Below are 24,781 nucleotides of genomic sequence, written 5' to 3' on the forward strand. Positions count from 1 at the left end.
GGACGGACTCGCAGGCACAGCAGGGAGTTTCACTCGCCTAGCGACTGCGGCGCCACCCACAGACCTACGGCCGATACGGCGTGACCCTCGGCAGCCAGGCAGGTACCGACTTGCAGTAGCGCCGGTACTCGTCGCCGAACTGCCTCAGCAGCGCGGGTTGCTCATAGAAGTAGACGAACGCGGCCGTCCCAAGCACGAAAAAGACTGCATACCAAAGCAGTACCGGCTGGCCGAGGACCAGCGCCTGACCAACGATGACGGCAGCGACCGCGAGGTACATCGGGTTGCGGACGTACCGGTGCGGGCCCGTCACGACCAAGTTCTGCGTAGGCGCGGCCGGCAACGGTGTGCCGAGCCCATCACTGGCGAATTTGTAGATTGCCGCGAGCAGCACCGGGAGGCCCAGAGCGATCAGCACCACGCCGCCGATCCATGTGCCGGGCACGCCGAACAGGTCACCGATCCGCCGCCAACCGGTCAGCGAATATGGGATCAAGCCGGCCATGGTGCCGGGCACGACGACGGTGAAACCCGCACTGCGCACCAGGCTTTGGCGGCGCAGGGACGCCGTCGAGCCCATGACTCAGGCCGCGAACGCTGCCGTCAGTTGGACCCGGATGACCGGATCGGATTCGAGGCGATGCCGCAGCGCACTCTCGAACTGCCAGATGGACGCGAGGTCGTGGTCCATCCGGCAGTCCACGGCTGCGGCCGTGCCCGACGGCGGCGGACTGTCCGCGATGTGGTCGGCAACGGGTTCCAGCAAGGTCCGCGGCGCCGCCAGGTAGTAACCGGGATTCGGACCGCCGACCTCGGCCGCGTACAGCAGCCCGTGCTCGGTGATGATGATGTGCGTGGCCAGGACCCGCACCGGCCCATGCCGCTCGGCGGTGCCCCATTCCTCGGCCGCCAACCGTCCCTGGATGGCATGCAGTCGCACGTCGTCCGTCAGGAATTTCGTGAAGTCACCCGGCGCGAGCACCCGGGCCGACGCGAGGTCGGCATTCAGGCTGCCGCACAGCATCTCGCCGATGTAATTGAACAACCGATCGCTCATGACGCGCTCCCATCGGGCCAGTACCTTGAGCCTGCACCCGAGCGGCGGCGAACGTCAATGGTTGATCAGAGTTGCGGACCCTCGGCGCGAAGATCGTCGACCGCCGTCATGGCGTCACGCAGTTTCGCGAGCCACTCCTCGGCATGTTCGCCGACCAACCGGACCGACCACGCCAGCGCATCGGACCGCGACCGGGCCACGCCGGCGTCGACCAGGGTGTCGAGCACCTGACGCTCGGGCTGCTTCAGCCGGGTCATCACCGGAACAGCCAAGTGGGTGAACAGGATTCGCTCCGACTCCCCCACCGACACACCCCAGGCCACTTTGCGGCCGTAGCGGGCCTCGGCCTCGTCGGCGATCCGCATGCGCTCGGACCGGGTCTCTTCCCGGAACCGCGCCACGCGCCCGGAGGCCCGGGCGGCCGTTTCCGGATTCTCCGACTCGGGCAGTCGCCCGATCACCACGATCTCCTCGCGGTCCACCGTGACCTCCGGGTCGCCGGCGAACCACTCTTCCGGGAGCCGGCCGGCGAACCAGTCGGCGGCGTCGCCCGCGTCGGGCTGCTGCGCTTGTTGCCAGCCGCCGCGGCGGTCCTGGCCAGAATGACGTTGCCTCATGCTTACATGATTACACCGTTACAGCTGTAACGAAACGGCCTTTCACCCCAAGCGAACGTACGCCACAAAAACGGGCTATCAGCGCTTACGCAGAAGCGCGGAACCGCCGAAGACGGCCGCCCCGAGCGCCACCAATGCCAGGAACACCGCCCAGCCGGGGCTGACGAAGACACCGACCAGGACGATGGCGGCAATCACCGGCGACGCCAGGAACAGCAGCATGCCCGGGTGTTCCTTCGCTACCGCGAGGGCACTCTTCGCCCGGACCGGGTCAATTTCTTTGCGCGCCATGGAACCAGGATGCCACCCGAGGCGACTAAAGGAAGAGATTCAACCGACACCCGAACCCGAGACCCGAATCACAGCCCTACCTATACCCCCTATGGGTATATACTCCAGGCATGAGTCAGGTACTTGAAGTTCAGGGAATGTCGTGCGGACACTGCGTCGCGTCCATCACCTCAGCTGTCGAGCCGCTGCCCGGCGTAACCGGCGTCGAGGTGGACCTCAAGGCCGGGACCGTACGAGTGGACGGCGAGGCCGATCGGGCCGCCGTTGCTGCCGCCATCGAAGACGCCGGATACGACGTCGTCCAACCAGCATGACCACGTCGGTCACCCTGTCCGTGGGCGGCATGACGTGTTCGTCGTGTGCGGCCCGAATCGAGAAGCGGCTCAACCGGATCGACGGTGTTCACGCCAGCGTGAACTTCGCGACCGAGCAGGCAGCGATCACCTACCCGGACAGCGTGACCACCGACGATCTTGTCGCGGCCGTCGAGGCCACCGGCTACACCGCGAGCGTCGACAAGGCCGATACCCCCGCCGAACCGGCCTACCTGCCGCGCTTGCTGGCGTCACTGGCCCTCACGATCCCCGTCATCGCGCTGTCCATGATTCCGGCCTTGCAATTCCCGCACTGGGCGCTGTGGGCGCTGGCCCTCGCCACGCCCGTGGTGTTCTGGGGCGCCTGGCCGCTGCACCATGCCGCGTGGACCAACCTGCGGCACGGCGCGGCGACGATGGACACCCTGGTGTCGCTGGGTGTGCTCACGTCGTACCTGTGGTCGGTATGGATGCTGGCCATGGGCAGCGACCACCTCTACCTCGAGGTCGCCGCCACCGTCACGACCTTGATTCTCGCCGGCAAGTTCTTCGAGACCCGCGCCAAGCGGCAGTCCGGCGCGGCACTCCGCGCGCTGCTCGATCTCGGCGCCAAGGACGTCGCGGTCCTCCGTGACGGCCACGAAACCCGGGTGCCCATCGAAGATCTGGCGGTGGGAGACGTCTTCGTGGTCCGTCCGGGCGAGAAGATCGCCACAGACGGCGTGGTGGTGACGGGAACGTCTGCCGTCGACGCGTCGATGTTGACCGGCGAATCGGTGCCTGTCGAGGTCGGCCCCGGCGATCAGCTCGCCGGCGCAACGGTGAATGCCGGTGGGCGCCTTGAGGTCAAGGCCACCCGTGTCGGTGCCGACACCCAGCTGGCGCAGATGGCGCGCCTGGTGGCCGATGCGCAGAGCGGCAAGGCCGACGTGCAGCGCCTCGCCGACCGGGTGTCGGCGGTGTTCGTGCCGGTGGTGATCGGGCTGGCGCTGCTGACGTTGATCGGCTGGCTGGTCGCCGGCGGCACGGTGAGTGCCGCACTGACCGCCGCCGTTTCGGTGCTGATCATCGCGTGCCCCTGCGCGCTGGGCCTGGCCACACCGACTGCGCTGCTGGTCGGCACCGGCCGCGGCGCGCAGCTGGGCATCCTGATCAAGGGCCCGCAAGTACTCGAATCGACCCGCAAGGTCGACACCGTCGTGCTGGACAAGACCGGAACGGTGACCACCGGGAAGATGACGGTCGCGGCCGTACATGCCCAGTCCGACAACGTGTTACGGCTCGCCGGAGCCTTGGAGCACGCATCCGAACACCCCATCGCCCAGGCCATCGCGGCCCGGGCCGCCGCCGACGGGCCGCTACCGACGGTCACCGACTTCGTCAACCACGACGGCCGCGGCGTCACCGGCGTAGTCGACGGTCACGAGGTCGCCGTCGGTAGGTACAGCTGGCTGGCCACGGCGGCCACCCCGGCGTTGGAGAACGTTGCGCACACGGCTGAGGCGGAAGGCCGCACCCCGGTGTGGGTCGCGATCGACGGCGCCACAGCCGGCGTCATCGTGGTGTCCGACAAGGTGAAAGACACTGCCGCCGAAGCCATTGCCGACCTTGAGAAGCTGGGACTGACCCCGGTCCTGCTGTCCGGGGACAACGCCCGCGCGGCCGGCGCGGTGGCCGCCGAAGTCGGCATCGCGACGGTGATCGCCGAGGTGCTGCCCGCGGACAAGGTCGACGAGATCAAGCGCCTGCAGGATCAGGGCCGGGTCGTGGCGATGGTCGGCGACGGCGTGAATGATGCTGCCGCCCTTGCCCAGGCCGACCTGGGACTGGCCATGGGTACCGGCACCGATGTGGCGATCGAGGCCTCGGACCTGACCCTGGTCAGTGGCGACCTGCGGGCAGCGGGCGACGCGATCCGGCTGTCCCGCGCCACCCTCAAGACCATCAAGGGCAACCTGTTCTGGGCGTTCGCCTACAACATCGCGGCGATCCCGCTGGCGGCCGCGGGCATGCTGAATCCGATGATCGCCAGCGCGGCAATGGCTTTCAGCTCACTGTTCGTCGTGAGCAACAGCCTGCGGCTCCGCAGTTTCAAGCCCAACCGGTAGCTACCAGATCTTCACCCAGTCGACCAGCATCTCGGCCGGGTACGTACCCCCGGACGGATCGCCGCCACCGGACCCGGCGACGGCGAGGCCCAGGATCGGGAACAGCGTGTAGCCAGGATCGTTGAAGTGCCAGTTGGGCAACGACTTTGCCGGGACATTGAAGTAAGGTTGCGCGCCGTCGGTGTAGTCCAGCCAGAATCGCAACCCGGCGTCGTCCCACTGGCAGCGCCAGTTGTGCCAGGCGCTGTCCGGCGTGATGTTGTGCGAAACATGTTCGCCGCCATTGAGGTTGACGTGCACGGTCGTACCGTGGGCCCAGCTCCCGTTGCCGTACCACTCCATGATGTCGACCTCGCCGCCGATTCCGGGCGAGTTGTTGGCCAGATACCAGGCCGGCCAGCAGCCCGGCGTCAGGCAGTTGAGCTTTATCCGGGCCTCGAAGGTATGGCCGATGCCGGCCTTGAAGGTGCCGAAAATCTTGCCGCTGTAGTACGTGTTCCCGTCCTTGGCCGCCCGGATCACCAGGTTGGACTTGCCGTCCAGGAACAGGTTCTTGCGGTCATTCCGGTACTGGCCGACGCGTTCGGGCATCTCCCAATACGTCGGGTTCTCCATCGACTCCCGGGCCGTCGCGATCTCCCATTTCGAGGTGTCGGGCGACGATCCGGCAGGGCCGTCGAAGTTGTCCTCGAAGATGAGTTTTCCGGGCGTATCAGCGTGGGCCTCGGCCTTGGGAAGCGTGGCGGCCAGCAGGCCCAGCCCCGCCATCGACAGCATGCTGCGACGATCAATGTCTGGCATGCCTACCCATGTAAGCCGCGTCTCGGCCTTCGTGCAAGCCGGTATACGAGGGGCATCGGTGCCGCGGCTACTCCCCGCCGCGGCGGGCGCGGAACAGTTTCACCTCGTCACGGATGCCTTTGAGCCGTCGTGCACCGGCGAAAGACCACTCGAAATCCGGTGCGTCGCCGACTGCCTCACGTGCGGATTCAGCCAGCAGAACCGACCCGGGGCGGGCCACTCCCGTGACCCGGCTGGCCTGGTTGACCGGCCTGCCGAACCAGTCACCGGCCCGGCTCACCGCCGGGCCCGTCGCCATGCCCGCCTTGAGGCGCGGCAGGAATTCGTCTTTCTCGGCCGCGTCGACGAGCTGCAGCACCATGTTCAGCAGCGGGACCGGCTCGGCGCTGACCAGCATGACCTCATCGCCGATGGTCTTGACGAACCGCACCGGCGGCTCGGCGAGATCGCGCGCAAGATCGGCCAGCCGCTGCGACAACTGCTCCAAGTCCTCCGGCGGCAGTTCCTCCCCCAGACTCGTGAAGCCGACGAGATCGGCGAAGGCCACCGATACCTGCCCGGACCCGGGCAGCGGCCGTCCGGCCATCCGTTCGGTGGCGCTAACCTCCTCTTCCAGCATTGCGTGCAACAACTGGGTCCGGAGCATGTCCTGGATCATCGGCCCGAGCAGCGGTGCCGCCTCGCCGATCAGCGCCGCGGTGGCTTTCGCGCCGTCGAGTTCGCTGACACCCGGTTGCAGAATCGCGGACAACGCCGCAAAACGCATGACCTCGACGGTGCGGGACAGACCTTCGGCCATGACCTGAACGACCGCGACGACCTGATCCTCCGGCAGGCCGAGCCGGAGAAACCGCTGGGCGTAGCCGACCAGGTCGCTGTCGACCGGCAGGAACAGCTCGGCGTCCAGATCTTCGGACCGGGGCCGGCCGGCTGCATGCAGAATTCGTTGCAGCAGGTCCAGATTCACGCCCCACCGCTCGCTGATCTGCCGGGCCGACAACCTGGTGCCGTCATCACCCAACGCCCGCCGCGAAGGCAGCAGCATCGGCGCGAACGACTCGTTGATCTGGTCCTCGGTGAACCCTTCGGACAGCAGCCAGTCGGTCAGCTCGGCACGGTCGACCGGCTCGGCAGCTTGTTCACTCACCCGGCCAACCTATCGCGCCTGGCAGCAACGGAGAATGGGCACATGACCGAGCCAGAGATGCCGCTTCGCACGGGGCTGCCGGCGATTGTCGGCGCCGACCCACGGGTGCTGATCCTCGGCTCGTTTCCCAGCGAGAAGTCGCTGGACACCGGCGAGTACTACGCCAACACGCGCAACCAGTTCTGGCGGCTGCTGGGTGCGCTCATCGGGTTCGACGCGGAGCTGCCCTATGCCGAGCGCCTCGATGCCGTCACCGCCGCCGGGGTGGCGCTGTGGGACGTCGTGCACAGTTGCCGGCGAGTCGGCAGCCTGGACGCCAATATCGACCGGAAGACGTTGGTGCTCAACGATTTCGACGCGTTCCTGACGCAACACCCGACGATCGAGCGGGGCTTCGTCAACGGGCTGACGGCGTACACACTGTTCCAGCGCACCGACATCGCGCTGCCCGCCGTCCGCCTGCCCTCGAGCAGCGGAGCGCTGACCATGTCGTTCGCCGACAAACTCGCGGCGTGGCAAGTGGTCCGCTGAACGTTTCACCTCGGCCGATGGGGGTATGCCGCGCGAATGCGGTGTGTATCCGCATCCGGACCCAGGGGGTTTACCCATGTCACGCATCGCCAAGAACCTGCCGGGATTCACGAAGTATCTGGGTGCGGCGCTGACGGCGCTGACGATCGGTGGTCTGATCGCAGCGACGCCGGCCGGCGCGTTCTCCCGACCCGGATTGCCCGTCGAATACCTCAACGTCCCGTCGGCGGCCATGGGCCGCGACATAAAAGTCGAATTCCAGGCCGGCGGTCCGCACGCCCTCTACCTGTTGGACGGCCTGCGGGCGCAGGACGACAACAACGGCTGGGACATCAACACCCCGGCGTTCGAGTGGTACGACGGCTCGGGCCTGTCCGTCGTGATGCCGGTCGGCGGCATGTCGAGCTTCTACACCGACTGGTATCAGCCGGCCGTCGGCAACGGCACCACCCAGACCTACAAATGGGAAACCTTCCTGACCAGGGAATTGCCGGCGTGGTTGGCCGCCAACAAGCACATCTCAACCGGCGGTAACGCGGTGGTCGGGCTGTCGATGAGCGGATCGACCGCACTCATGTACGTGGCGGACCACCCGGACAAATTCCGGTACGCCGGCTCGCTGTCCGGATTCCTGAACTTGTCCGACTCGTTCTGGCCGTCGCTGGTCGGGCTGGCGATGAACGATTCCGGCGGCTTCAACCCCGGCGCCATGTGGGGGCCTCCCGGTGATCCGGCATGGGCGCGCAACGACCCGACGGTCAACGTCGGCAGGATCGCCTCGTCCGGCGCCAGGCTGTGGGTGTACTGCGGCACCGGCACGCCGGACGACCTGGCCGGCGCGACAAGCGGTGTGCCCCAGCAGTTCCTGGAGAGTTTCACGCTCGCGTCGAACACCAAGTTCCAGGGCGCGTATCAGTCCGCGGGCGGGCACAACGCCACGTTCAACTTCCCGCCGACGGGTACGCACACCTGGGCCTACTGGGGTCAGCAACTCCTGCAGATGAAGCCGGACATCCAGGCCGCGCTCGGCGCGCGCTAACCGACCGGAGGCCGCCGGCCCGCCCACGGGCGGGCGCCCTCGATCTGCGCACTCAGCGACAGCAGCGTCGCCTCGTCAAAGGGCCTGCCCACCAACTGAATCGACGTCGGGACACCGTTATTGTCCAGCCCCCACGGCACGACGGCCGCCGGTTGACCGGTGACGTTGAACATGGCCTGGAAGGGCACGCGCGCGGCGACCGACGCCAGCGTCGAGACGGCGCCGCGGCGCTGATACTGCCCGACCCGCGACGGCCCGGTCGCCGCGCCCGGGGTGATCACCACGTCGACACTGTCGAAAATCGATTGCACCCGAGCGGCCAGCGCGGGTTCGGCGGCACGGATCGCGTCGATGCGCCGCTGCGAGAGCAACCCACCGATCCGGGCGAAGGACCGGGTGCGGCGGTCCAGTCGCTCGGGGTGCCGCAGCGCGGACACGTCGTCGTAGACACCACGGAAGTAGCGCGGCAGGGCGTGGCCGTACACCGCCGACCGCGGATAGTCCGGATCTCGTTGGACGACGTCGTGGCCCAATTCGCGCAACAGCTCGCCCGCCTGCTCCACCGCGGCGCGCTGCTTGGCGCCCACCCGTGCCGTCACCAGCGGTGGCACCTTGGTGCTCAACGCAATCCGCAACCGTCCGGGTGCCCGTCGTGCGGCAGCCACGAAGCCGCCGTCGGTGGTGGCGTCGAGGAACAGGGCCGCGTCTTCGACGGTGCGGGCCAATGGCCCGTAGGCCACCAGGCCGCACCACGAATCGTCGTGCGGGCTCATGGGCACACGGTCGCGCTGCGGTTTGATGCCGAACAGCCCGCACCAGGTGGCGGGAATCCGGATCGAGCCCATCCCGTCCGATCCCATCGCCACCGCCGCCAGCCCGGCGGCGACCGCGGTGCCACTGCCCCCGCTGCTGCCGCCCGGCGCATAGTCCGGATTCCAGGGGTTTCGCGTGGTGCCGTAGGTCAGTGTCTCGGTGAAGGGCCAGATCATCAGCTCGGGCACCGTGGTCTTGCCCAGGATCACCGCGCCGGCATCGCGTAGCCGCCGAATCACCTCGGCGTCCGTGGTGGCGGCCGGTCCGTGCGCGCTGCTGCCGAACGTGGTCAGTTCGCCCGCCACATCGGTGTCGTCCTTGATGGCGATCGGTACGCCGAGCAGCGGTTGCCGTTCCCCTGCGTCCAGCCGGGCCTGCGCGGCCTGCGCCTGGGCCCTGGCACTGTCGGCCAGAACTGTTCGATAACAACGCAATTCGGCATCGATGCGCGCGATCCGGTCCAGGTACAGTTCGACGAGTTCGGGTGCGGTCACCGTACCGGCGGCGAGCATCCTGGCCTGTTCGGCGGCGCCGGCGAACGCCAGGTCACGAGAGTCCATGCGGCGCAGATTACCCATCATCGGCGGTGTTTTGTGGCGTACTCCCCCGGCGTGCAGCCGAGCATCGCGTGGAAGTCGTTGATGAAGTGCGCTTGGTCGTACCAACCCAATCGCACTGCCAGGTCGGCGAAGTCGAGGTCCGGCACCGTCTCGATCTGCAGTGCCGCGTGCTGCAGGCGGTAGCGGCACAGCACCCATTTCACCGGCACCCCGACGTACCGGCGAAACACCCGCTGCGTGGTCCGCTCGCTCCAGGGAGACAGCGCCATCACCTGTTCGACCCGGTGCAGCTGTGAATCGGCGCGAACCCGGTCGAGCAATCGCGTCAGGTCCCGATACGTGGCGCCCACATCGGTGTGGTCGCCGATCGCGGCGTCGAGCGCCGCTGCGTCCCGGTCGATATCGTCGGCGAAAGGGACTGCGGCGCCCAGTAATTCCGCACCCACCGGCAGCACGCGGCCCGTCAGCGCGCCGGCGTCCCGGCCGAAACGGGCCGCGAAGCCGCCGGGCCGGAACCTGGCGCCCACCACCGAACCTGCCCCCGACAGCGTGGTCGTGAACACCCGCTCGACCACGCCGTGCACCAGCGTCGCCGGCAACCGGTGACCGTGCCGGACCTCGTCGGTGCCCCACTCGTGCGTCAGGTGCACCGCGGGAAAGGTGATGACGGTGCTGTCGAACGGCTCGACGTCCCGTAAATCCCAAGTGACGGACCAGAAGTTCTCGACCCAGACCGCTGCCGCGGCGGACGGCTGCCACTGCTGCAGATCGAACACCGAGCCGGTATTGGCACGGCCGACCACACCCAGCTTGGGAGCTGTTGTCGGGTTTTTCCAAGCCGCCACACCATTGACCCTACGAAACTGGGTGCCATGAGCGTGCAACCAATTCCCCAGGGCTACACCAGCCTCACCCCGTTCCTGGTGATCGATGGGGCCGCCGCCGCGATCGACTTCTACGTCGAGGTGTTCGGCGCGCGGCTGATCGAGAAGATGGACGCGAGCGACGGCAAGGTGGCCCACGCCGAGCTGGACTTCGGTACCGGCCGGCTGCAACTGTCCGATCCCAACCCCGATTACGAACTGGTGGCGCCGCCCCGCAGCGGTCCGGTCACGCATTCGGTGGTGCTGTACTGCCCCGATGTCGACGCGGTGGTCGACCGCGCCGAGCGGGCCGGCGCGACGATCCGGGAAGCGACACAGACTTTCGTCACCGGTGACCGGTTCGCGTCGATCATCGATCCATTCGGCCAGCGCTGGGCGGTGATGACGCGCGTCGAAGAGGTCGACGCCGCCGAACGCGACCGCCGGTTGTCGGAGTGGGCGGCCTCCAACGTCTGACCCCGGTTGGCCTACCGTGAACTGATGGCCTGTGTGTTCTGCGACATCGTCGCCGGGAAGGCGCCCGCGGTGCGCGTCTACGAAGACACCGACTACGTGGCGTTCCTGGACATTCGCCCGTTCTCCCGCGGCCACACCCTGGTGGTCCCCAAGCAGCACTACGAGAACCTCGTCGACACCCCGCCGGACGTGGTGGCCGGTATGGCCAAGCTCGGTCAGCGCATCGCCCAGGCGTCGCGCGAGTCCGGCCTCCACGCCGACGGTAACAACGTCGCGATCAACGACGGCAAAGCCGCATTTCAGACGGTGTTCCACATCCACCTGCACGTCGTCCCGCGCAAGCTGGGCGACAAGCTGGCGTTTGCCAAAGGGATGCTGCTGCGCCGTGATCCGGACCGGGAGACCAGCGGAAAGATCCTACTGGAGGCGGTGGCGCGGCTGTCTGATCCGCAGGCAGACTTGCAGCCATGAGCATGCCCCTGTGGGAGAAATACCTCGGTCTCCCGTTGCTGAAAATGCACGACCGGATCTACCAGAAGACCGAAGGCCGGATCGGGCACCAGTTCCCCGGCGTCCCGCCGAGCCTGCTGCTGCACACCGTCGGCGCCAAGACGGGCCTGGCACGCACCACATCGCTGACCTACGCGAAGGACGGCGACGCCTACCTTGTGGTCGCGTCCAAGGGCGGCGAGCCGACGGCGCCCGGCTGGTACTTCAACCTGAAGGCCAAGCCCGAGATCGAGATCAACGTCGGGACGAAGCGGATCCCGGTGACCGCGCGCGTGGTCGGCAAGGACGACCCCGACTACGCGCGGCTGTGGCAGATCGTGAACAAGAACAACGCCAACCGGTACGCGGGATATCAGAAGCGCACCACCCGGCCGATCCCGGTGGTCGCGCTGACGCCCCGCTAGAGCAGCTGCTCGGCGAGCAGCCGTAGCGTCGTCTCGCGAGCCGGGGCGGTGGCTGGATCGCAGCCCCGGCGAGCGGCGGCGACGGGGCTGACCATCACCTCGTCGACACCGAAATGCGATGCCAGGTCGCGGATTTGGTCCGCGGCCTCCGCGGGTGCGCCGACGACGGCCCGCTCCATTCCCGCGGCGACGATGGCCTGCTGCGTGGCGGTGAGCTGGTTGTGCTCCGAGTCTTCGACCAGATCCAGCGCACGCAGCGGCTCGCCGGTGCGCAGCCATGCCATCATCTGCAGGTTGGGGCGGATCAGCTGTTCGGCCTCGTCGCGCGTCTCGGCCACGCAGGCGTTGACGGTCATGAACGTGGTTGGCTTGTCCGCGAATTCGCTGGGCCGGAACTCTTCGCGGTACGTGGCCAGGGCTTCCTCGGTGCCCTGCCCGGAGAAGTGGTGGGCGAACACGTACGGCAGCCCCTTGGCCGCGGCGAGGTGCGCCGAATACATCGACGAGCCCAGCAGCCACAGTTTCGGCGGGCTCACCGCCGACGGGGTGGCCTTCAGGATGTAGTTCTTGTCCAACAGGTTTCGTCCCTCGAGGGACACTTTGACGCCGCCGGGGCTCATCAGCGCGACGACGTCGTCGAGGTACTCGGGAAAGCGCTGAATGTCCTCGTCGGTGCGCCCGGCCGGGCCGCGCAGCGCGATCGAGGTGACGGGGTCGGTACCCGGCGCCCGGCCGACGCCGAGGTCGATGCGGCCCGGCGCTGCCGCCTCCAAGAGCGCGAACTGCTCGGCGACGGCCAGCGGCGCGTGGTTGGGCAGCATCACGCCGCCCGAGCCGAGTCGGATCTGAGTGGTCTGCGCGGCCAGGTAGCCAAGGACGACGGGCGGGCTGGTGGCGGCGACCGCGGGCATGTTGTGGTGCTCGGCCACCCAGTAGCGGGTGTAGCCCAGCTCATCAGCGACCTTGGCGAGGCGAACGGTGGCGGCGAAGGCATCGCCGGTGGACTGGTCGCTACGGACCGGGACGAGATCGAGGACAGACAACTGCACGATCTATTCCAACCCTTCGGGGCGGGATGCGATTCCCTTGGCCGTGCTGAACACGTCGTCCAGCATGGCCGGGGTGAGCCGGCCGGTGAAGGTGTTCTGCTGGCTCGGGTGGTAGCAGCCGAGGAGCCGCCGCCCGTCGGGCAGCACGGCAAGCGCGCCGTGCCCGAACTTCGGATACGGCCGTCCTGCTCCCGTCAACTCCAGCGCGGCCTTCCAGGCGAAGCCACCGAGTGCGACGACGACCCGGACGTCCTGACCCGTCAGCCGCCACTCCGCGCTGAGCCACGGCTCGCACGTGAGACGTTCCTCCGGCGTCGGCGCGTTGTCCGGCGGGGCGCACCGGACGGCGGCCACCACCCGAATGTCGTTGAGGGTCAAGCCATCTGCCGCATCGATACTGTCGGCGCTGCTGGCCAGGCCGACGCGGTGCAGCGAAGCGAAGAGAAAGTCGCCCGACCGGTCGCCCGTGAACACCCGGCCGGTCCGGTTGGCACCGTGGGCGGCAGGCGCCAGACCCAGCACCCAGATGCGCGGCCGGTCCACGCCGAGCCCCGGTGCCGGCCGGCCCCAGTACGGTTCGGCGGCATAGGCCTTGCGCTTGGCCACCGTGCGCATGGCGACGTCCTCACGCCAGGTGACCAGACGAGGACAGCCCCGGCACACCGACACCTGGGCGTCGAGGTCGGCCAGACTGGCACAGCGACGGGCCCTGGCCCGGACCTGCGCCGCCGTGCGGGCGACGGGGGTGTCGGCGTCGGCCGGGTCCCCGGGCCAGCCCGCGCCGGCCGGGACCGGGGACGGGAACAACACTCCGGTTCGGGGATGTGGCAGCACCCCAAGATTCTGCCCTCTTGGCGGCGCGGCTAAGCGGCGAAGCTGTCCAATTGCACGCGGTGGTAGGCCGACCGCAGCCGTTCGTAGCGGTAGCGGTTGTATGCCAGCGGATCGAGGACGACGGCCCGCGGTAGGTACCGCCAGGCCACCTGAGAGGCCTTCAGATACAGGGCGTATTCGAGCCGGTTCAAGGGCGTCGACCGAATATCGAGCAGCTCCCGCATCTTCGGGTGGGCATGGCGCCGGCCCAACACCTTCGGCACCCGCAACGCGATCGGTGTCAGCACGTTCCACAGCGGCAGCAGGAGCACCCGCAGTTGCTTCGGCAGCAAGGCCGGCACGGGCAGCGTGTCGAAGCTTTCGTCGGCATACTGCAGAAATGCGTTGTCCGCCAGGTGCTGTTCGGCGACGCGGTCGTAGTACGCCTCCATGTCGGCCAGGGTCTCGGGCAGTTTGGCCCGCGCGCTGGGCAGCTCCAGATAGCTCATCATCCACCGCAGGGTCCGATACACCGCCTCGCGCTGCTCGGCATCGAGGTTCTCGCCGCGGACCGCGACGTAGCCCCGGTAGAACAGATTCAGCGAGCTGACGGCGATCCAATTCCAGAGTTCGGGGTCGAGTGCACTGAACCGCGTGTCGGCGAACTCACCGTTGCCGGTTCCCCGCACGCCGGCATGCAGCCGTTTGAGTTCCTCGGTGTCCCCGCGCCGGTCGGCCTCGTCGCCGAACAGCATCAGCATGCCGAAGGCGAGCGACCGGATACCCCGGTCGGTGAAGTTCTCCTGAAATCGTCCCGACCAATCGACCGCTGCCGCGATCGGGCGGTATGCCACCTGGTCGAGTGCCAGGCGCCCGAAGAGCCCGAGGCTCAGCGGCGAGCCCAACCACCACCGGACGTCGGCCGCCAGCTCGGCATGCGGCTGGCTCGGGTGCCACGGCTCCACGCCGGCCCCCACGGGCGATGCAGTCATGGTCATGCGCGCATCCAATCTGTCATCAAGCGTTGATAGATGAGATGAGGCAACCATCTGTCAACGCGTGTGTCAAGATTGGTGACGTGAGTGAGGCGCGGCAGTACGGCGGCATGAGTGGCGCCGACCGCATCGCCGATCGGCGGCGTCGCTTCATCGCGGCAGGCCTGGAGCTGATGGGCACCAAGGGCATCCCCGCGACCACCCTGCGTGGCGTAGCGGAGCAGGCCGGCCTGGCGGCGCGCTACTTCGCCGAGTCGTTTCCACGCATCGAGGACCTGCACATCGCGGTTTTCGACGAGATCACCGCCGAAGTGGAAGAGCGTGGACTCGCCGCGATCGCCGACACCAAGGGCGGCCCCCGCGCACGGTCGCGCGCGGCGCTCAGCGCACTTGTCGACGTCGCACTGACCGATCGGCGCAAGGGCCGCATCGTCCTGATCGAGTCCGCGTCCTCACCCGTCCTCGGCCCGCGTCGCCTCTCGGAAGCTCAGCGATTCGCGGGCATCGTCGCCGGGCTCAGCGGCTCCGCGACAGACCCGCGGCCGATCGATCTGCAACTGGCGGCGCAATTTGTCATCGGTGGGGTCGCCGAGACGCTCACCGCGGTCCTCGTCGGGGCGATCTCCGTCGACCGCGACCACCTCATCGACATGCTGAACGACCTGTTGTTTGCCGCATTACGCGGCGTCCGCGCAACTGCAGGTGCCGTCAGAACGGGATGACCGACTCACTGTTGAGCTTGAGCCACACCCGGCGCACCCAGCGCCGCACCGGACCAGATGACAGGTGGGCGATCAGTTCACGGTCGTCGATCAGGTAGCCGCCGGGCACCCGCTGCCAGAGGCCAGCCATCCAAAGCTCGAGTGCCGCAACGGTTGTCACCGACCCTGACGCGATCAGATCGAGCGCCTCGTCGGCCACGAAAGCCGGCCGGCGCGTGCGCACGCTATGACTCACGGCGCGCACGTGGAGCTCGATCGCGGTCGCAGACACATGCGCTCCGCGACGGCTGTCGCGCAGCGCTCCCATCTCGGCCAACAAGGCCTTGCTGTACACATAGCTGACGATACCCGTAACACGGGCGTTACATGGGATTAATGCCCCCGGCACATGACGCGAGTCTTCGCTGGTCACCACCGGGCTCCTAGACTTGCCCGCGTGCATACCGCGCTGCCCAGCCTCATCGCCGACCTGCCCGCCGACGCCGTCGTCACCGATCCCGACATCGTCGCGTCCTACCGACAGGACCGCGCGCTCGATCCCGACGCCGGCACCCCCATCGCGGTGGTACGGCCGCGCAGCACCGAGGAGGTGCAGACGGTCCTGCGGTGGGCCAGCGCGCACAAGATCGCGGTGGTGCCGCGCGGCGCCGGCACCAGCCTGTCCGGCGGGGCGACCGCCGTCGACGGCGGCATCGTCCTCACCACCGAAAGGATGCGCGACATCGTCGTCGACACGGCGACCCGCACCGCCGTGGTGCAGCCCGGCCTGCTCAACGCCGAGGTCAAGAAAGCCGTTGCGGCCCATGGCCTCTGGTATCCGCCGGATCCGTCGTCGTTCGAAATCTGCAGCATCGGCGGCAACGTCGCCACCAATGCCGGCGGCCTGTGCTGCGTGAAGTACGGCGTCACCACCGACTACATCCTGGGCCTGCAGGTGGTGCTGGCCGACGGCACGGCGGTGCGGCTCGGCGGCCCGCGGCTGAAAGACGTTGCGGGACTGAGCCTCACCAAACTCTTCGTCGGCAGCGAGGGCACCCTCGGCATCGTCACCGAGGCGACCCTGCGCCTGCTGCCACCACAGCACCGCGGGTGCACCGTGGTGGCGAGCTTCGACTCGGTGCGCGCGGCCGCCGACGCCGTCGTGACCGTCACCGGCCGGATTCGCCCGTCGATGCTGGAGTTCATGGACGACGTCGCCATCAACGCCGTCGAGGACAAGCTCAAGATGGGCCTGGATCGCGGCGCCAAGGCCATGCTGGTGGCGGCCTCCGACGACCGCGGCCCGGCGGGCGTCGAGGACACCGAGTTCATGGCCCGCGTGTTCACCGAAGCCGGTGCGACAGAGGTGTTTTTGACCGACGACCCCGACGAGGGCGAGGCCTTCGTGGCCGCTCGGCGGTTCGCGATCCCGGCCGTGGAGGCCAAGGGCCCACTGCTCCTGGAAGACGTCGGGGTGCCGCTGCCCGCGCTGGCGGACCTGGTCGACGGCGTGGGTGAGATCGCCCGCAAGCACGACCTGCTGATCTCGGTGATTGCGCACGCCGGGGACGGCAACACCCACCCGCTGATCGTCCACGACCCGAACGACGCCGAGAACACCCGGCGGGCCAACATCGCGTTCGGCGAGATCATGGACCTGGCCGTGTCGCTCGGCGGCACCATCACCGGCGAGCACGGCGTCGGCCGGCTCAAGCGGCCCTGGCTGGCCGGTCAACTCGGCCCGGAGGTCATGGAACTGAACCGCCGGATCAAAGCGGCACTGGATCCCGACAACATCTTGAATCCGGGGGCGGGCATCTAGCCGGACAGCAGCGCCACAACACCTCGGCGGTGTTCATGGCGCGTGCCGATGGACCCTTGACACATCAGCCCCGCCGCCGTACACATAAGACATGACGGCGATTTTGTCTCACGAGACGTCCGGCTCCCCCGTGGCGTTCCAGCTTGCCGATTCCGCCGGGTGGGTCGATCCCTGGCCGATGTACCGCGCGCTGCGCGACCACGATCCCGTCCACCATGTCGTACCCACCGACAATCCCGGCGCCGACTACTACGTGCTGTCCCGGCACGCCGACATCTGGACCGCGGCGCGCGATCACCAGACGTACTCCTCGGCGCAGGGCTTGACCGTCAACTACGGCGAGCTGGAACTCATTGGCCTGCAAGACAACCCGCCGATGGTGATGACGGACCCGCCCGTACACACCGAATTCCGCAAGCTGGTGTCGCGCGGCTTCACACCGCGCCAGGTGGAGGCCGTCGAGCCCAAGGTGCGCGAGTTCGTGGTGCAGCGACTGGAGAAGCTCAAGGCCGCCGGTGGCGGTGACATCGTGACCGAGCTGTTCAAGCCGTTGCCGTCGATGGTCGTCGCGCACTACCTGGGTGTTCCTGAAGCCGACCGCGACCAGTTCGACGGCTGGACCGAGGCCATCGTCGCGGCCAACACCGCCGAGGGCGGCCTCGGCGGTGCGCTCGAGACGCTGGGCAGCGCGCTCGGCGACATGATGGGGTACTTCACCGCGCTGATCGAGCGCCGCCGCAAGGAGCCCGAAGACGACACCGTGTCGCACCTGGTCGCCGCGGGCATCGGCGCCGACGGCGACATCAGCGGCGTGCTGTCGATCCTCGCGTTCACGTTCACCATGGTCACCGGCGGCAACGACACCACCACCGGGATGCTGGGCGGCTCGGTCCAACTGCTGCACCGGCGCCCCGATCAGCGCCGGCTGCTCGTGGAGAACCCGGACCTCATCACCGAATCCGTCGACGAACTGCTCCGGCTCACCTCGCCGGTCCAGGGTCTGGCCCGCACCACCACCCGCGATGTCACCATCGGCGACACCACCATCCCCGCCGGCCGCAAGGCTCTGCTGCTCTACGGTTCCGGTAACCGCGACGAACGCCAATACGGCGCCAACGCAGGCGAATTGGACGTGACGCGCGCCCCGCGCAACATCCTGACGTTCAGCCACGGTGCGCACCACTGCCTGGGCGCGGCGGCCGCACGGATGCAGTCCCGCGTCGCACTGACCGAACTGCTCTCCCGGATACCGGAATTCACTGTCGATGAGGACAACATCGAGTGGGCCGGGGGCAGCTACGTGCGACGCCCGCTATCGGTGCCGTTTACGATCGGCTGATGGCAAACGACTGGCTGGCCGGCCGCCGCACCGAGGTCGCGGCGGAGGCCATCCTGGACGCCGCCGACCGCCTGTTCGCCGAGCAGGACGCGGCGACCGTCGGGATGCTCGAAATCGCCAGGGCGGCAGGGTGTTCCCGTGCCACGTTGTACCGGTACTACGAGAACCGCGACGTGCTCCACCTGGCCTACGTGCACCGCGAGGCGTTCCGGGTGTTCGCCCATGTCGGTGAGCAGATCGCCGACATCACCGATCCGCGCACCCGGCTGCTCGACGGCGTCGCGATCGCGCTGCGCAGTGTGCGGGAAAGTCCGGCGCTGTCATCGTGGTTCGTCGCCACCCAGCGACCGATCGGTGGCGAGGTCGCCGCGCAGTCCGACGTCATCACCGGACTGGTGGCGGCGTTCCTGTCGGCGTCGTGGCCCGAACTGGAGACCGAAGCCGCGCACCGCCGGGCCGGCTGGCTCGTCCGGATCCTGGTATCGCTGTTGATGTTCCCCGGCGCCGACGAAGACGACGAACGCGCGATGATCGACGAATTCGTGGTGTCCCAGCTGGTTCCGATCGATCAGGCTTCCCAGTAGGCGCGTGCCTTGATCGCCTTCTTCGGAATCTGGTAGTCCTCGCGCAGCACCTTGACCACCGAGCGGGTGGTCCGGTTGTCGCACGCCACCCAGCCGAAGTGATCGGAGGCGTCGAACGCCGACGCCCGCACGGTCTCGACCAGAGCCTCGCCGTTGTTCTTGCGGTCGACCCACGTGACGGTCAGCCCCGGCGCACCGGTGCCCACCTGAAGATCGCGGTCGTCGTCGTGACCCGCCTCCAGATACACCTGGATGGACGCCTCGCCGATCGCCTGCAGCAGCGAGTTGATGGCCGGCAGCGATGCGGTGTCACCGACCAGTACGTATCCGGCCGGCGCGGGCTCGGGCAGCTCGAAGCTGCTGCCGAGCAGCGTCACCTCGAGGGTGTCACCGGGCTTGGCGTCCTGCGCCCAGCGCGTGGCGAGGCCGTCGTGCAGCGCGAAGTCGATGTCCGTGGTGCCGGCCACCGGATCGGGGTTGACCAGCGTGTAGCCGCGCTGATGCGCCTTGTCGCCGTCGGGGAACCAGCCCCGGACCCACATGGTCGGGTGCACCGGCCGCTCGGCGAGCAGGTTGCCGGTGGTGAAATGCAGCCGCAGGTAGTGCGGGGTGATCTGGGTGCGGCCGGTGACGGTCAGCTCGTAATCGCCGCCCCGCCACAGTTTGACCAGCGCGCCCTGGATTCCGCGCGACGGCTTCGACTCGGTCATGTTGCACCCTCCGATTGGACTCTTAGGGCAGCATAACCTAATTGATGGTGTTGGTTGATTGCCTGCGGTTTGTGCTGGCCAAAGCTATCTTCGAGCCGTGTTCGGCATCCTCCGGCCCTGCCGGCATCGGCTCGGCAAGGAACTTGCGGCCGTCTGGACCGCCCAGTTGTGCGGGCTCTGTCTCGCGCTTCGCGATGACTACGGTCAGGGCGGCCGAGTCGCCACCAACTACGACGGCCTCGTCGTGTCGGCGTTGGTGGAGGCGCAGTCCACCGCGGCGCCCGGCCGCCGGGAGGCCGGCCGCTGTCCGCTGCGCGGCATGCGCAAGGCCGACGTCGCGGTAGGCGAATCAGTTCGGCTGGCGGCCGTCGTCTCCCTGGTGCTCGCGGCGGCACGGGTGCGCGATCACGTCGATGACGGCGACGGGGTGTTCGCCGCGGCAGGAGTGCGGCCCGCGGCCCGACGGATCGCCGACCGGTGGGAGCGCCAAGGCACGGATGTCGGTACCGCGCTGGGCTTCGATACCGGCGTGCTGATGGCAGCGATCGGGCGGCAGGCGGCGCTGGAAGCCGCTGCGGCACCGGGTGGTTCGTTGCTCGCGGTCACCGAACCCACCGAGACGTCCGTCGCCGCGGCGTTCGGCCACACCGCGATCCTGGCCGGCCGGCCGGCGAATGTCGCGCCGCTGCACGACGTCGGCCAGTTGTTCGGGCGGGTCGCGCACCTGCTCGACGCGGTCGAGGATCTGCACGACGACGAGGTGCACGGAAAATGGAATCCGGTGGCCGCCACCGCGACACCGATCGCCGACGTCCGGACCATGTGTGACGACGCAGTGCTCGGCATCGAGCTGGCCCTGGCCGACGTGCAGTTCACCGACGGGCGGCTGGTGCACCGGCTGCTGACGCGCGAGTTGCGGCGGGCCGTGTCCCGGACCTTCAGCGACGCGGGATACCGGGCGACGGAGGTACCGCCCGACGCCGAGCCACCGGTCGCGTCATTCGGCGAAGCTCCGCTGGACGACGTGGTCGGGATCGAAACGGGCGAAGAGAATCCCGAGGAGAAGGTCCAGCGCAAGGCCGGCTGGTTCGACGGCTGCTTCGCGTGCGACTGCAGCGGCTGTTGCTGCGACTGCGACGGCTGCTGTGACTGCGACGGCTGCTGTTGCGATGGCTGCTGCGACTGCTGCGACTGTTCCTAGTTCCGCACCCGCGTGAACCGGTGCAACAGCCACGACACCGGGATCGTGAACAGCATCGTCCAGGTGAACAACGCGAAGGTCGACCCCGTCCAGATGTGTTGGCGCATCACCTCGACCATGACCAGTTCCATGATGACCAGGTGCACCAGGAAGATCTCGTAGGAGATCTCACCGAGGAAGACCATCGGCCGGCTCCCCAGCAGCCACGCGTACCAACCGCGGTTCCCCAGGCCCAGCGGCGCGACGACCAGCGTGGCGATGGCGGCGTAGAGCACCGCCTTCCACAGGCTTTCCGGCAGCGTGGCGGGCGAGGTCGTCGGGGCGCCGGCGATGGGCGTCGACGCGATGAGGTAGCAGACCAAAGCCAGTGGGATGCACAGGAATCCGTAGGCCCGCACCCCCATCACGGACAGCACCGAGAGCAGCATGCCGCCGACGAACCAGATCAGGTAGGTCGGCAACCAGAGCCGGGCGCCGTCGGGCAGGAAATCCGTGGTGTGCACCAGCGTCAGCCACGCCAGGCTCGACGCGGCAAAGACGCCCAGCGCACCCAGCAGCCGGCCCGGCCGCCACTGCCGCCGGCACAGCACCACCATCAGCAGGTAGGCCAACACCGGAAGGGCAACGTAGAAAGCAACTTCCACCGCCAGGCTCCACATCTGGGTGAGGCCCTGGTGCAGCCAGGAGAACAGGTAGTTGTCGGTGTAGATCTGGGTCAGCGTGAGGTTGCGGAGCAGCCCCAGCCAGGTGTGTCCGGGGTTGGGGCCGGCGGTCCGGAAGTGGTACAGCGCGTAGGCTGCCAGCACTGTCACCACGTAGGCGGGCATGATCCGTCGCACCCGGTGCCACGCGTAACGCCGCACCGACGGTGCGTCGTAAGGCTTTTCGGCATCGGCCCGAGCCAGCGCCTTCACCCACGGGGTGAACAGCAGGAAGCCCGACAGCACGAAGAAGATCGGCACACCGATCTCCGCGCGCGAGTACATCAGTCCGATGTACGTCTGGGTGTACTTACCGGTCGTGAACGCCGCGTGGGTCAAGACCACCAGCAGAGCGGCGACAGCACGAACCCCGGTGAGCGAATCAACCCGGGTCACTTGTACTTACGCTTGCCCTCTCCTCGACCTTCGCCGTGTCCACCGCGCCGGTCGTCATCACGACCCCGGCCCTTGTGCGGTCCGCCCTGACGGCCACCACGGTCGGAGTACGAACCCCGGTCCGAGCCGCGGTCCTGGCGACCACCGCGGTCCGAGTACGAACCCCGGTCGGGGCGTCCGCCACGATCCTCGTAACCGCCGGAACGTCCACCCTTGTCGAGCTCCAGGTGAATCAACTGGCCCGAAATGCGGGTGTTCTCCAGCTTTTTGAGCGTGTCCTTGCTCAGCTTGGCGGGCAACTCGACCAGTGAGTGATCCACCCGGATGCTGATGTGCCCGAAGTCGCTGCGGTTCAGACCGCCCTCGTTGGCGATCGCGCCGACGATGGCACCCGGAATCACCTTGTGCCGCTTGCCCACCGCGATGCGGTAGGTGGCCAGGTCGTCGCGCGTCGAGCGCGGCTTGCGCTCGCGATCGCCACGGTCCCCGCGGTCGTCACGGTCCGGACGCTCGCGCCGCTTCTCCGGCGGGGGCTCCTTCATGAGGAACTCTTCGCCACCCTGCGTCTGCACCGCCAGCGCCGCCGCGATCTCGGCGAGCGGCACGTTGTTGTCGCGCTCGTAGTCCTCGATCAGGCGGCGGAACAGCTCGATGCCCGGCGCACTGAGCGAGTCGGTGATGGCATCGCGGAACTTCGCCACGCGCTGGGCATTGACGTCGTCGACCGACGGCAGCTGGGATTCGATGAGCTTCTTGCGGGTGACGCGCTCGATCGAGTTGAGCAGGTGCCGCTCGCGCGGGGTGACGAACAGCAGCGCGGTGCCCGAGCGACCCGCGCGACCGGTGCGCCCGATGCGGTGCACGTAGGACTCGGGGTCGTGCGGGATGTCGTAGTTCAGCACGTGCGAGATGCGCTCGACGTCCAGGCCGCGCGCCGCGACGTCCGTGGCGATCAGGATGTCGATCGAGCCGTCCTTGAGCCCGTTGATGGTCCGCTCACGGACGGCCTGCGGGATGTCACCGTTGATCGCGGCCGCGGAAAAGCCACGGGCCCTGAGCTTTTCGGCAACTTCCTCGGTGGCCTGCTTGGTGCGGACGAAGACGATCATCGCCTCGAACGGCTCGACCTCGAGCAGCCGGGTGATGGCGTCCATCTTGCGGGGGCCGGCCACCTGGATGTAGCGCTGCGTGATGTTCTCGGCGGTCTGCGCTTTGGCCTTGATGGTCACTTCGACCGGGTCGTGCAGGTACCGGGCGGTGATCTTCTTGATGGCCGGCGGCATGGTCGCGGAGAACAGCGCGACCTGCTTGTACTCGGGGGTGTCGGCGAGGATGCGCTCGACGTCCTCGGCGAAGCCCATCTGCAACATCTCGTCGGCCTCGTCGAGCACCAGGTAGTCCAGGTGCGAGAGATCCAGGCTGCCCTTCGACAGGTGGTCGATGACGCGGCCCGGCGTGCCCACCACGACCTGCGCGCCGCGCTTGAGGCCCGCGAGCTGCGGCGTGTAGGACGAGCCGCCGTAGATCGCCAGTACGTTGACGTTCAGATGCGCGCCGTACTTGCTGAACGCCTCGGCCACCTGCAGCGCGAGTTCACGCGTCGGGGCCAGCACCAGACACTGGGTGTTGCGGCTCGCCGGGTCGATCTTGGACAGCACCGGCACCGCGAACGCAGCGGTCTTGCCGGTACCGGTCTGGGCGAGGCCGACGACGTCGGAACCGTTCAGGATCGCGGGGATGGTCGCGGCCTGGATGGGCGACGGAGATTCGTAGCCGACGTCGGTCAGTGCCCGCAGCACCTCCGGACGGATGTTCAGGTCGGCGAAAGTGACCTCGGCGCCGGTCTCGGCGGAGGTTTCTGAAGCGGGATCAGCTGTGGTGTTGGGGCCGCCCGAATCCGGGTCGGCCTCGGGCGAAGACGTCGTCATTATGCAAGGAGTCTAGAGGGTTATCAGGCCAGGTACGCCCAGCATGGCTGACCGGACTCCCCCTGGTCCGCCTTATAGGGTGGCCGGGTGCGCTGCGCCGAACCGAAACTGATGACGATCGCGGTGGCCGCACTCGCGGCGGCAAGCCTGTCCGCCTGTGGGTCGGGTGACTCCACCGCCTCCAAGACCCCCGAGCCGACCGCGCCGGCCGCCGCCAAGAAAACCGCCGCGCCGACCGTCGCCGCAGGTCCGAAGACCAGCGCGGCCCCGGCAGACCCCTGCGCCGTCAGCCTCACGGCGCCGGATATCGCCAAAGCGGTGTCGACGCTGCCGGCCGACCCGCGCAGCAAGCAGGGCTGGAGCCCCGAACCGCTGGCCGGGAACTACAACCAGTGCGCACCACTGTCGGTGGTGATTGTGAAAGCGAACACCAACGCCGAACAGCCGAACACCCGCGCCGTGATGTTCCACCTGGGCCAGTTGATCCCGACCGGGGTGCCCGACACCTACGGGTTCAACGGCATCGACCTCGCCCAGACCACCGGCGACACCGTCGCCCTGAGCTACACCAACCCGGCCAGCGGGCTCAAGAGCATCGTGCGGTTCCACTGGAACGGCAACGGTGTCGAGCTGATCGGCAACACGCACTAGCCGCGCAGCACCTTCTCCATGGCCTTGCCCTTGGCCAGTTCGTCGACCAGCTTGTCGAGGTAGCGGATTTTCTGCATCAACGGGTCCTCGACGTTCTCGACGCGGACGCCGCACACCAGACCGGTGATCAGGGTGGCATTCGGATTCAGTGTCGCCGCGGCGAAGAAGTCCTCGAACGTCGTCTCTGCTTTCAGGTGCTCGGCCAGGGTGGCCTGGTCGAATCCGGTCAGCCAGCAGATGACCTGGTCGAGTTCGGCGGTCGTGCGCCCCTTCTTCTCCACCTTGTTGACGTAGTGGGGATAGACCGACGCGACGCTCGTGGTGAAAATCCTGCTCACTCCAGCCAAGGTAACCCCGGT

At 68.0% G+C, this 24,781-nt stretch carries 29 protein-coding genes; 13 read left to right on the top strand and 16 right to left on the bottom strand.

The features are described from left to right. Positions 1-64 precede the first annotated feature (64 nt). The 4 genes from ACJH7A_RS09255 to ACJH7A_RS09270 form a co-directional block, all read right to left on the bottom strand. Positions 65-580 (bottom strand): methyltransferase family protein, encoded by a 516-nt coding sequence (locus ACJH7A_RS09255; protein WP_406801824.1) that lies wholly within the window; start codon positions 578-580, stop codon positions 65-67. Between the two features lie 3 nt (positions 581-583). Then, a complete protein-coding gene (locus ACJH7A_RS09260) occupies positions 584-1,057 on the bottom strand; it encodes a glucose-6-phosphate dehydrogenase (protein ID WP_318986572.1) in 474 nt (157 codons plus the stop codon). A 65-nt stretch (positions 1,058-1,122) separates the two neighbouring features. Continuing rightward, positions 1,123-1,674 (bottom strand): hypothetical protein, encoded by a 552-nt coding sequence (locus ACJH7A_RS09265; RefSeq protein WP_406801825.1) that lies wholly within the window; start codon positions 1,672-1,674, stop codon positions 1,123-1,125. A 78-nt stretch (positions 1,675-1,752) separates the two neighbouring features. After that, entirely contained in the window at positions 1,753-1,965 is a 213-nt protein-coding gene (locus tag ACJH7A_RS09270) for a hypothetical protein (protein ID WP_406801826.1), read from the bottom strand. 110 nt (positions 1,966-2,075) lie between these two features. On the opposite strand from ACJH7A_RS09270, the gene ACJH7A_RS09275 reads away from it, so the two are divergent. Continuing rightward, the gene (locus ACJH7A_RS09275) at positions 2,076-2,279 is read left to right on the top strand and encodes a cation transporter (RefSeq protein ID WP_212812576.1); all 204 of its coding nucleotides are present in this window, start codon (positions 2,076-2,078) and stop codon (positions 2,277-2,279) included. Then, the gene (locus tag ACJH7A_RS09280; RefSeq protein ID WP_406801827.1) at positions 2,276-4,387 is read left to right on the top strand and encodes a heavy metal translocating P-type ATPase; all 2,112 of its coding nucleotides are present in this window, start codon (positions 2,276-2,278) and stop codon (positions 4,385-4,387) included. Before ACJH7A_RS09275 ends, ACJH7A_RS09280 begins: the two co-directional genes overlap by 4 nt. Here ACJH7A_RS09280 and ACJH7A_RS09285 read toward each other — a convergent pair whose 3' ends face one another. Together ACJH7A_RS09285 and ACJH7A_RS09290 are read right to left on the bottom strand one after the other, a co-directional pair. Beyond that, the gene (locus ACJH7A_RS09285) at positions 4,388-5,188 is read right to left on the bottom strand and encodes a family 16 glycosylhydrolase (protein ID WP_406801828.1); all 801 of its coding nucleotides are present in this window, start codon (positions 5,186-5,188) and stop codon (positions 4,388-4,390) included. It lies immediately after the preceding gene. A 67-nt stretch (positions 5,189-5,255) separates the two neighbouring features. Beyond that, positions 5,256-6,335, bottom strand: a complete 1,080-nt coding sequence (locus ACJH7A_RS09290) for an adenylate cyclase regulatory domain-containing protein (protein WP_406801829.1) — start codon at positions 6,333-6,335, stop codon at positions 5,256-5,258. A 42-nt stretch (positions 6,336-6,377) separates the two neighbouring features. Between ACJH7A_RS09290 and ACJH7A_RS09295 the strand changes: the two genes are divergently transcribed. Together ACJH7A_RS09295 and ACJH7A_RS09300 are read left to right on the top strand one after the other, a co-directional pair. Continuing rightward, complete coding sequence (locus tag ACJH7A_RS09295) at positions 6,378-6,866, top strand: DNA-deoxyinosine glycosylase (RefSeq protein ID WP_406801830.1); 489 nt, start codon at positions 6,378-6,380, stop codon at positions 6,864-6,866. Between the two features lie 76 nt (positions 6,867-6,942). After that, positions 6,943-7,905, top strand: a complete 963-nt coding sequence (locus ACJH7A_RS09300; RefSeq protein ID WP_406801831.1) for an esterase family protein — start codon at positions 6,943-6,945, stop codon at positions 7,903-7,905. On the opposite strand, the gene ACJH7A_RS09305 is transcribed toward ACJH7A_RS09300, so the two are convergent. Both ACJH7A_RS09305 and ACJH7A_RS09310 read right to left on the bottom strand, forming a co-directional pair. After that, positions 7,902-9,278 (bottom strand): amidase, encoded by a 1,377-nt coding sequence (locus ACJH7A_RS09305; RefSeq protein WP_406801832.1) that lies wholly within the window; start codon positions 9,276-9,278, stop codon positions 7,902-7,904. The two genes, ACJH7A_RS09300 and ACJH7A_RS09305, sit on opposite strands and share 4 nt — an antisense overlap. A 17-nt stretch (positions 9,279-9,295) precedes the next feature. Further along, the gene (locus tag ACJH7A_RS09310; RefSeq protein ID WP_406801833.1) at positions 9,296-10,123 is read right to left on the bottom strand and encodes a DUF6597 domain-containing transcriptional factor; all 828 of its coding nucleotides are present in this window, start codon (positions 10,121-10,123) and stop codon (positions 9,296-9,298) included. 27 nt (positions 10,124-10,150) lie between these two features. Between ACJH7A_RS09310 and ACJH7A_RS09315 the strand changes: the two genes are divergently transcribed. Genes ACJH7A_RS09315 through ACJH7A_RS09325 form a run of 3 tightly spaced genes read left to right on the top strand, consistent with a single transcriptional unit; the run spans position 10,151 to position 11,532 of the window. Next, positions 10,151-10,618, top strand: a complete 468-nt coding sequence (locus ACJH7A_RS09315; RefSeq protein ID WP_212812584.1) for a glyoxalase/bleomycin resistance/extradiol dioxygenase family protein — start codon at positions 10,151-10,153, stop codon at positions 10,616-10,618. A gap of 24 nt (positions 10,619-10,642) precedes the next feature. After that, on the top strand, positions 10,643-11,089 hold the full coding sequence (locus ACJH7A_RS09320) for an HIT family protein (RefSeq protein WP_318986583.1): 447 nt from the start codon (positions 10,643-10,645) through the stop codon (positions 11,087-11,089). Then, positions 11,086-11,532, top strand: a complete 447-nt coding sequence (locus ACJH7A_RS09325) for a nitroreductase family deazaflavin-dependent oxidoreductase (protein ID WP_318986584.1) — start codon at positions 11,086-11,088, stop codon at positions 11,530-11,532. Before ACJH7A_RS09320 ends, ACJH7A_RS09325 begins: the two co-directional genes overlap by 4 nt. Here ACJH7A_RS09325 and ACJH7A_RS09330 read toward each other — a convergent pair. The 3 genes from ACJH7A_RS09330 to ACJH7A_RS09340 are packed head-to-tail and all read right to left on the bottom strand — an operon-like array spanning position 11,529 to position 14,392. After that, the gene (locus ACJH7A_RS09330) at positions 11,529-12,581 is read right to left on the bottom strand and encodes an LLM class flavin-dependent oxidoreductase (protein ID WP_318986585.1); all 1,053 of its coding nucleotides are present in this window, start codon (positions 12,579-12,581) and stop codon (positions 11,529-11,531) included. The two genes, ACJH7A_RS09325 and ACJH7A_RS09330, sit on opposite strands and share 4 nt — an antisense overlap. A 3-nt stretch (positions 12,582-12,584) precedes the next feature. Beyond that, complete coding sequence (locus ACJH7A_RS09335; RefSeq protein WP_318986586.1) at positions 12,585-13,415, bottom strand: uracil-DNA glycosylase; 831 nt, start codon at positions 13,413-13,415, stop codon at positions 12,585-12,587. 29 nt (positions 13,416-13,444) lie between these two features. Continuing rightward, on the bottom strand, positions 13,445-14,392 hold the full coding sequence (locus ACJH7A_RS09340) for an oxygenase MpaB family protein (RefSeq protein ID WP_318986587.1): 948 nt from the start codon (positions 14,390-14,392) through the stop codon (positions 13,445-13,447). Positions 14,393-14,472: 80 nt separating this feature from the next. On the opposite strand from ACJH7A_RS09340, the gene ACJH7A_RS09345 reads away from it, so the two are divergent. Continuing rightward, the gene (locus tag ACJH7A_RS09345; protein WP_244872639.1) at positions 14,473-15,111 is read left to right on the top strand and encodes a TetR/AcrR family transcriptional regulator; all 639 of its coding nucleotides are present in this window, start codon (positions 14,473-14,475) and stop codon (positions 15,109-15,111) included. Here ACJH7A_RS09345 and ACJH7A_RS09350 read toward each other — a convergent pair. Beyond that, positions 15,098-15,553, bottom strand: a complete 456-nt coding sequence (locus tag ACJH7A_RS09350) for a hypothetical protein (protein ID WP_406801843.1) — start codon at positions 15,551-15,553, stop codon at positions 15,098-15,100. The genes ACJH7A_RS09345 and ACJH7A_RS09350 overlap by 14 nt on opposite strands. On the opposite strand from ACJH7A_RS09350, the gene ACJH7A_RS09355 reads away from it, so the two are divergent. The 3 genes from ACJH7A_RS09355 (at position 15,500) to ACJH7A_RS09365 (ending at position 18,835) form a co-directional block, all read left to right on the top strand. Continuing rightward, the gene (locus ACJH7A_RS09355) at positions 15,500-16,912 is read left to right on the top strand and encodes an FAD-linked oxidase C-terminal domain-containing protein (RefSeq protein WP_318986588.1); all 1,413 of its coding nucleotides are present in this window, start codon (positions 15,500-15,502) and stop codon (positions 16,910-16,912) included. The two genes, ACJH7A_RS09350 and ACJH7A_RS09355, sit on opposite strands and share 54 nt — an antisense overlap. 91 nt (positions 16,913-17,003) lie before the next feature. Further along, complete coding sequence (locus ACJH7A_RS09360; protein WP_406775644.1) at positions 17,004-18,251, top strand: cytochrome P450; 1,248 nt, start codon at positions 17,004-17,006, stop codon at positions 18,249-18,251. After that, on the top strand, positions 18,251-18,835 hold the full coding sequence (locus ACJH7A_RS09365; RefSeq protein WP_212812593.1) for a TetR/AcrR family transcriptional regulator: 585 nt from the start codon (positions 18,251-18,253) through the stop codon (positions 18,833-18,835). Before ACJH7A_RS09360 ends, ACJH7A_RS09365 begins: the two co-directional genes overlap by 1 nt. Here the strand turns inward: ACJH7A_RS09365 and ACJH7A_RS09370 are convergent. Beyond that, on the bottom strand, positions 18,820-19,545 hold the full coding sequence (locus ACJH7A_RS09370) for a siderophore-interacting protein (protein ID WP_212812594.1): 726 nt from the start codon (positions 19,543-19,545) through the stop codon (positions 18,820-18,822). The genes ACJH7A_RS09365 and ACJH7A_RS09370 overlap by 16 nt on opposite strands. A 97-nt stretch (positions 19,546-19,642) precedes the next feature. On the opposite strand from ACJH7A_RS09370, the gene ACJH7A_RS09375 reads away from it, so the two are divergent. Continuing rightward, positions 19,643-20,746, top strand: coding sequence for a DUF5685 family protein (locus tag ACJH7A_RS09375; protein WP_406775645.1), 1,104 nt, complete (start codon positions 19,643-19,645; stop codon positions 20,744-20,746). Here the strand turns inward: ACJH7A_RS09375 and ACJH7A_RS09380 are convergent. Both ACJH7A_RS09380 and ACJH7A_RS09385 read right to left on the bottom strand, forming a co-directional pair. Further along, on the bottom strand, positions 20,743-21,843 hold the full coding sequence (locus tag ACJH7A_RS09380; RefSeq protein WP_406775646.1) for an acyltransferase family protein: 1,101 nt from the start codon (positions 21,841-21,843) through the stop codon (positions 20,743-20,745). The two genes, ACJH7A_RS09375 and ACJH7A_RS09380, sit on opposite strands and share 4 nt — an antisense overlap. After that, positions 21,840-23,771: a DEAD/DEAH box helicase gene (locus ACJH7A_RS09385; protein ID WP_212812597.1), complete on the bottom strand. Its 1,932-nt coding sequence runs from the start codon at positions 23,769-23,771 to the stop codon at positions 21,840-21,842. Before ACJH7A_RS09385 ends, ACJH7A_RS09380 begins: the two co-directional genes overlap by 4 nt. A gap of 111 nt (positions 23,772-23,882) precedes the next feature. Here ACJH7A_RS09385 and ACJH7A_RS09390 point away from each other — a divergent pair, with 111 nt between their 5' ends. Continuing rightward, positions 23,883-24,422 (top strand): LppP/LprE family lipoprotein, encoded by a 540-nt coding sequence (locus ACJH7A_RS09390; protein WP_212812598.1) that lies wholly within the window; start codon positions 23,883-23,885, stop codon positions 24,420-24,422. Here the strand turns inward: ACJH7A_RS09390 and ACJH7A_RS09395 are convergent. Continuing rightward, entirely contained in the window at positions 24,419-24,760 is a 342-nt protein-coding gene (locus tag ACJH7A_RS09395) for a DUF2200 domain-containing protein (protein WP_406775647.1), read from the bottom strand. The two genes, ACJH7A_RS09390 and ACJH7A_RS09395, sit on opposite strands and share 4 nt — an antisense overlap. Between the last annotated feature and the right edge of the window lie 21 nt (positions 24,761-24,781).

This window comes from Mycobacterium sp. SMC-17 (assembly GCF_045310915.1).
In the GTDB taxonomy this organism is placed as follows: domain Bacteria; phylum Actinomycetota; class Actinomycetes; order Mycobacteriales; family Mycobacteriaceae; genus Mycobacterium.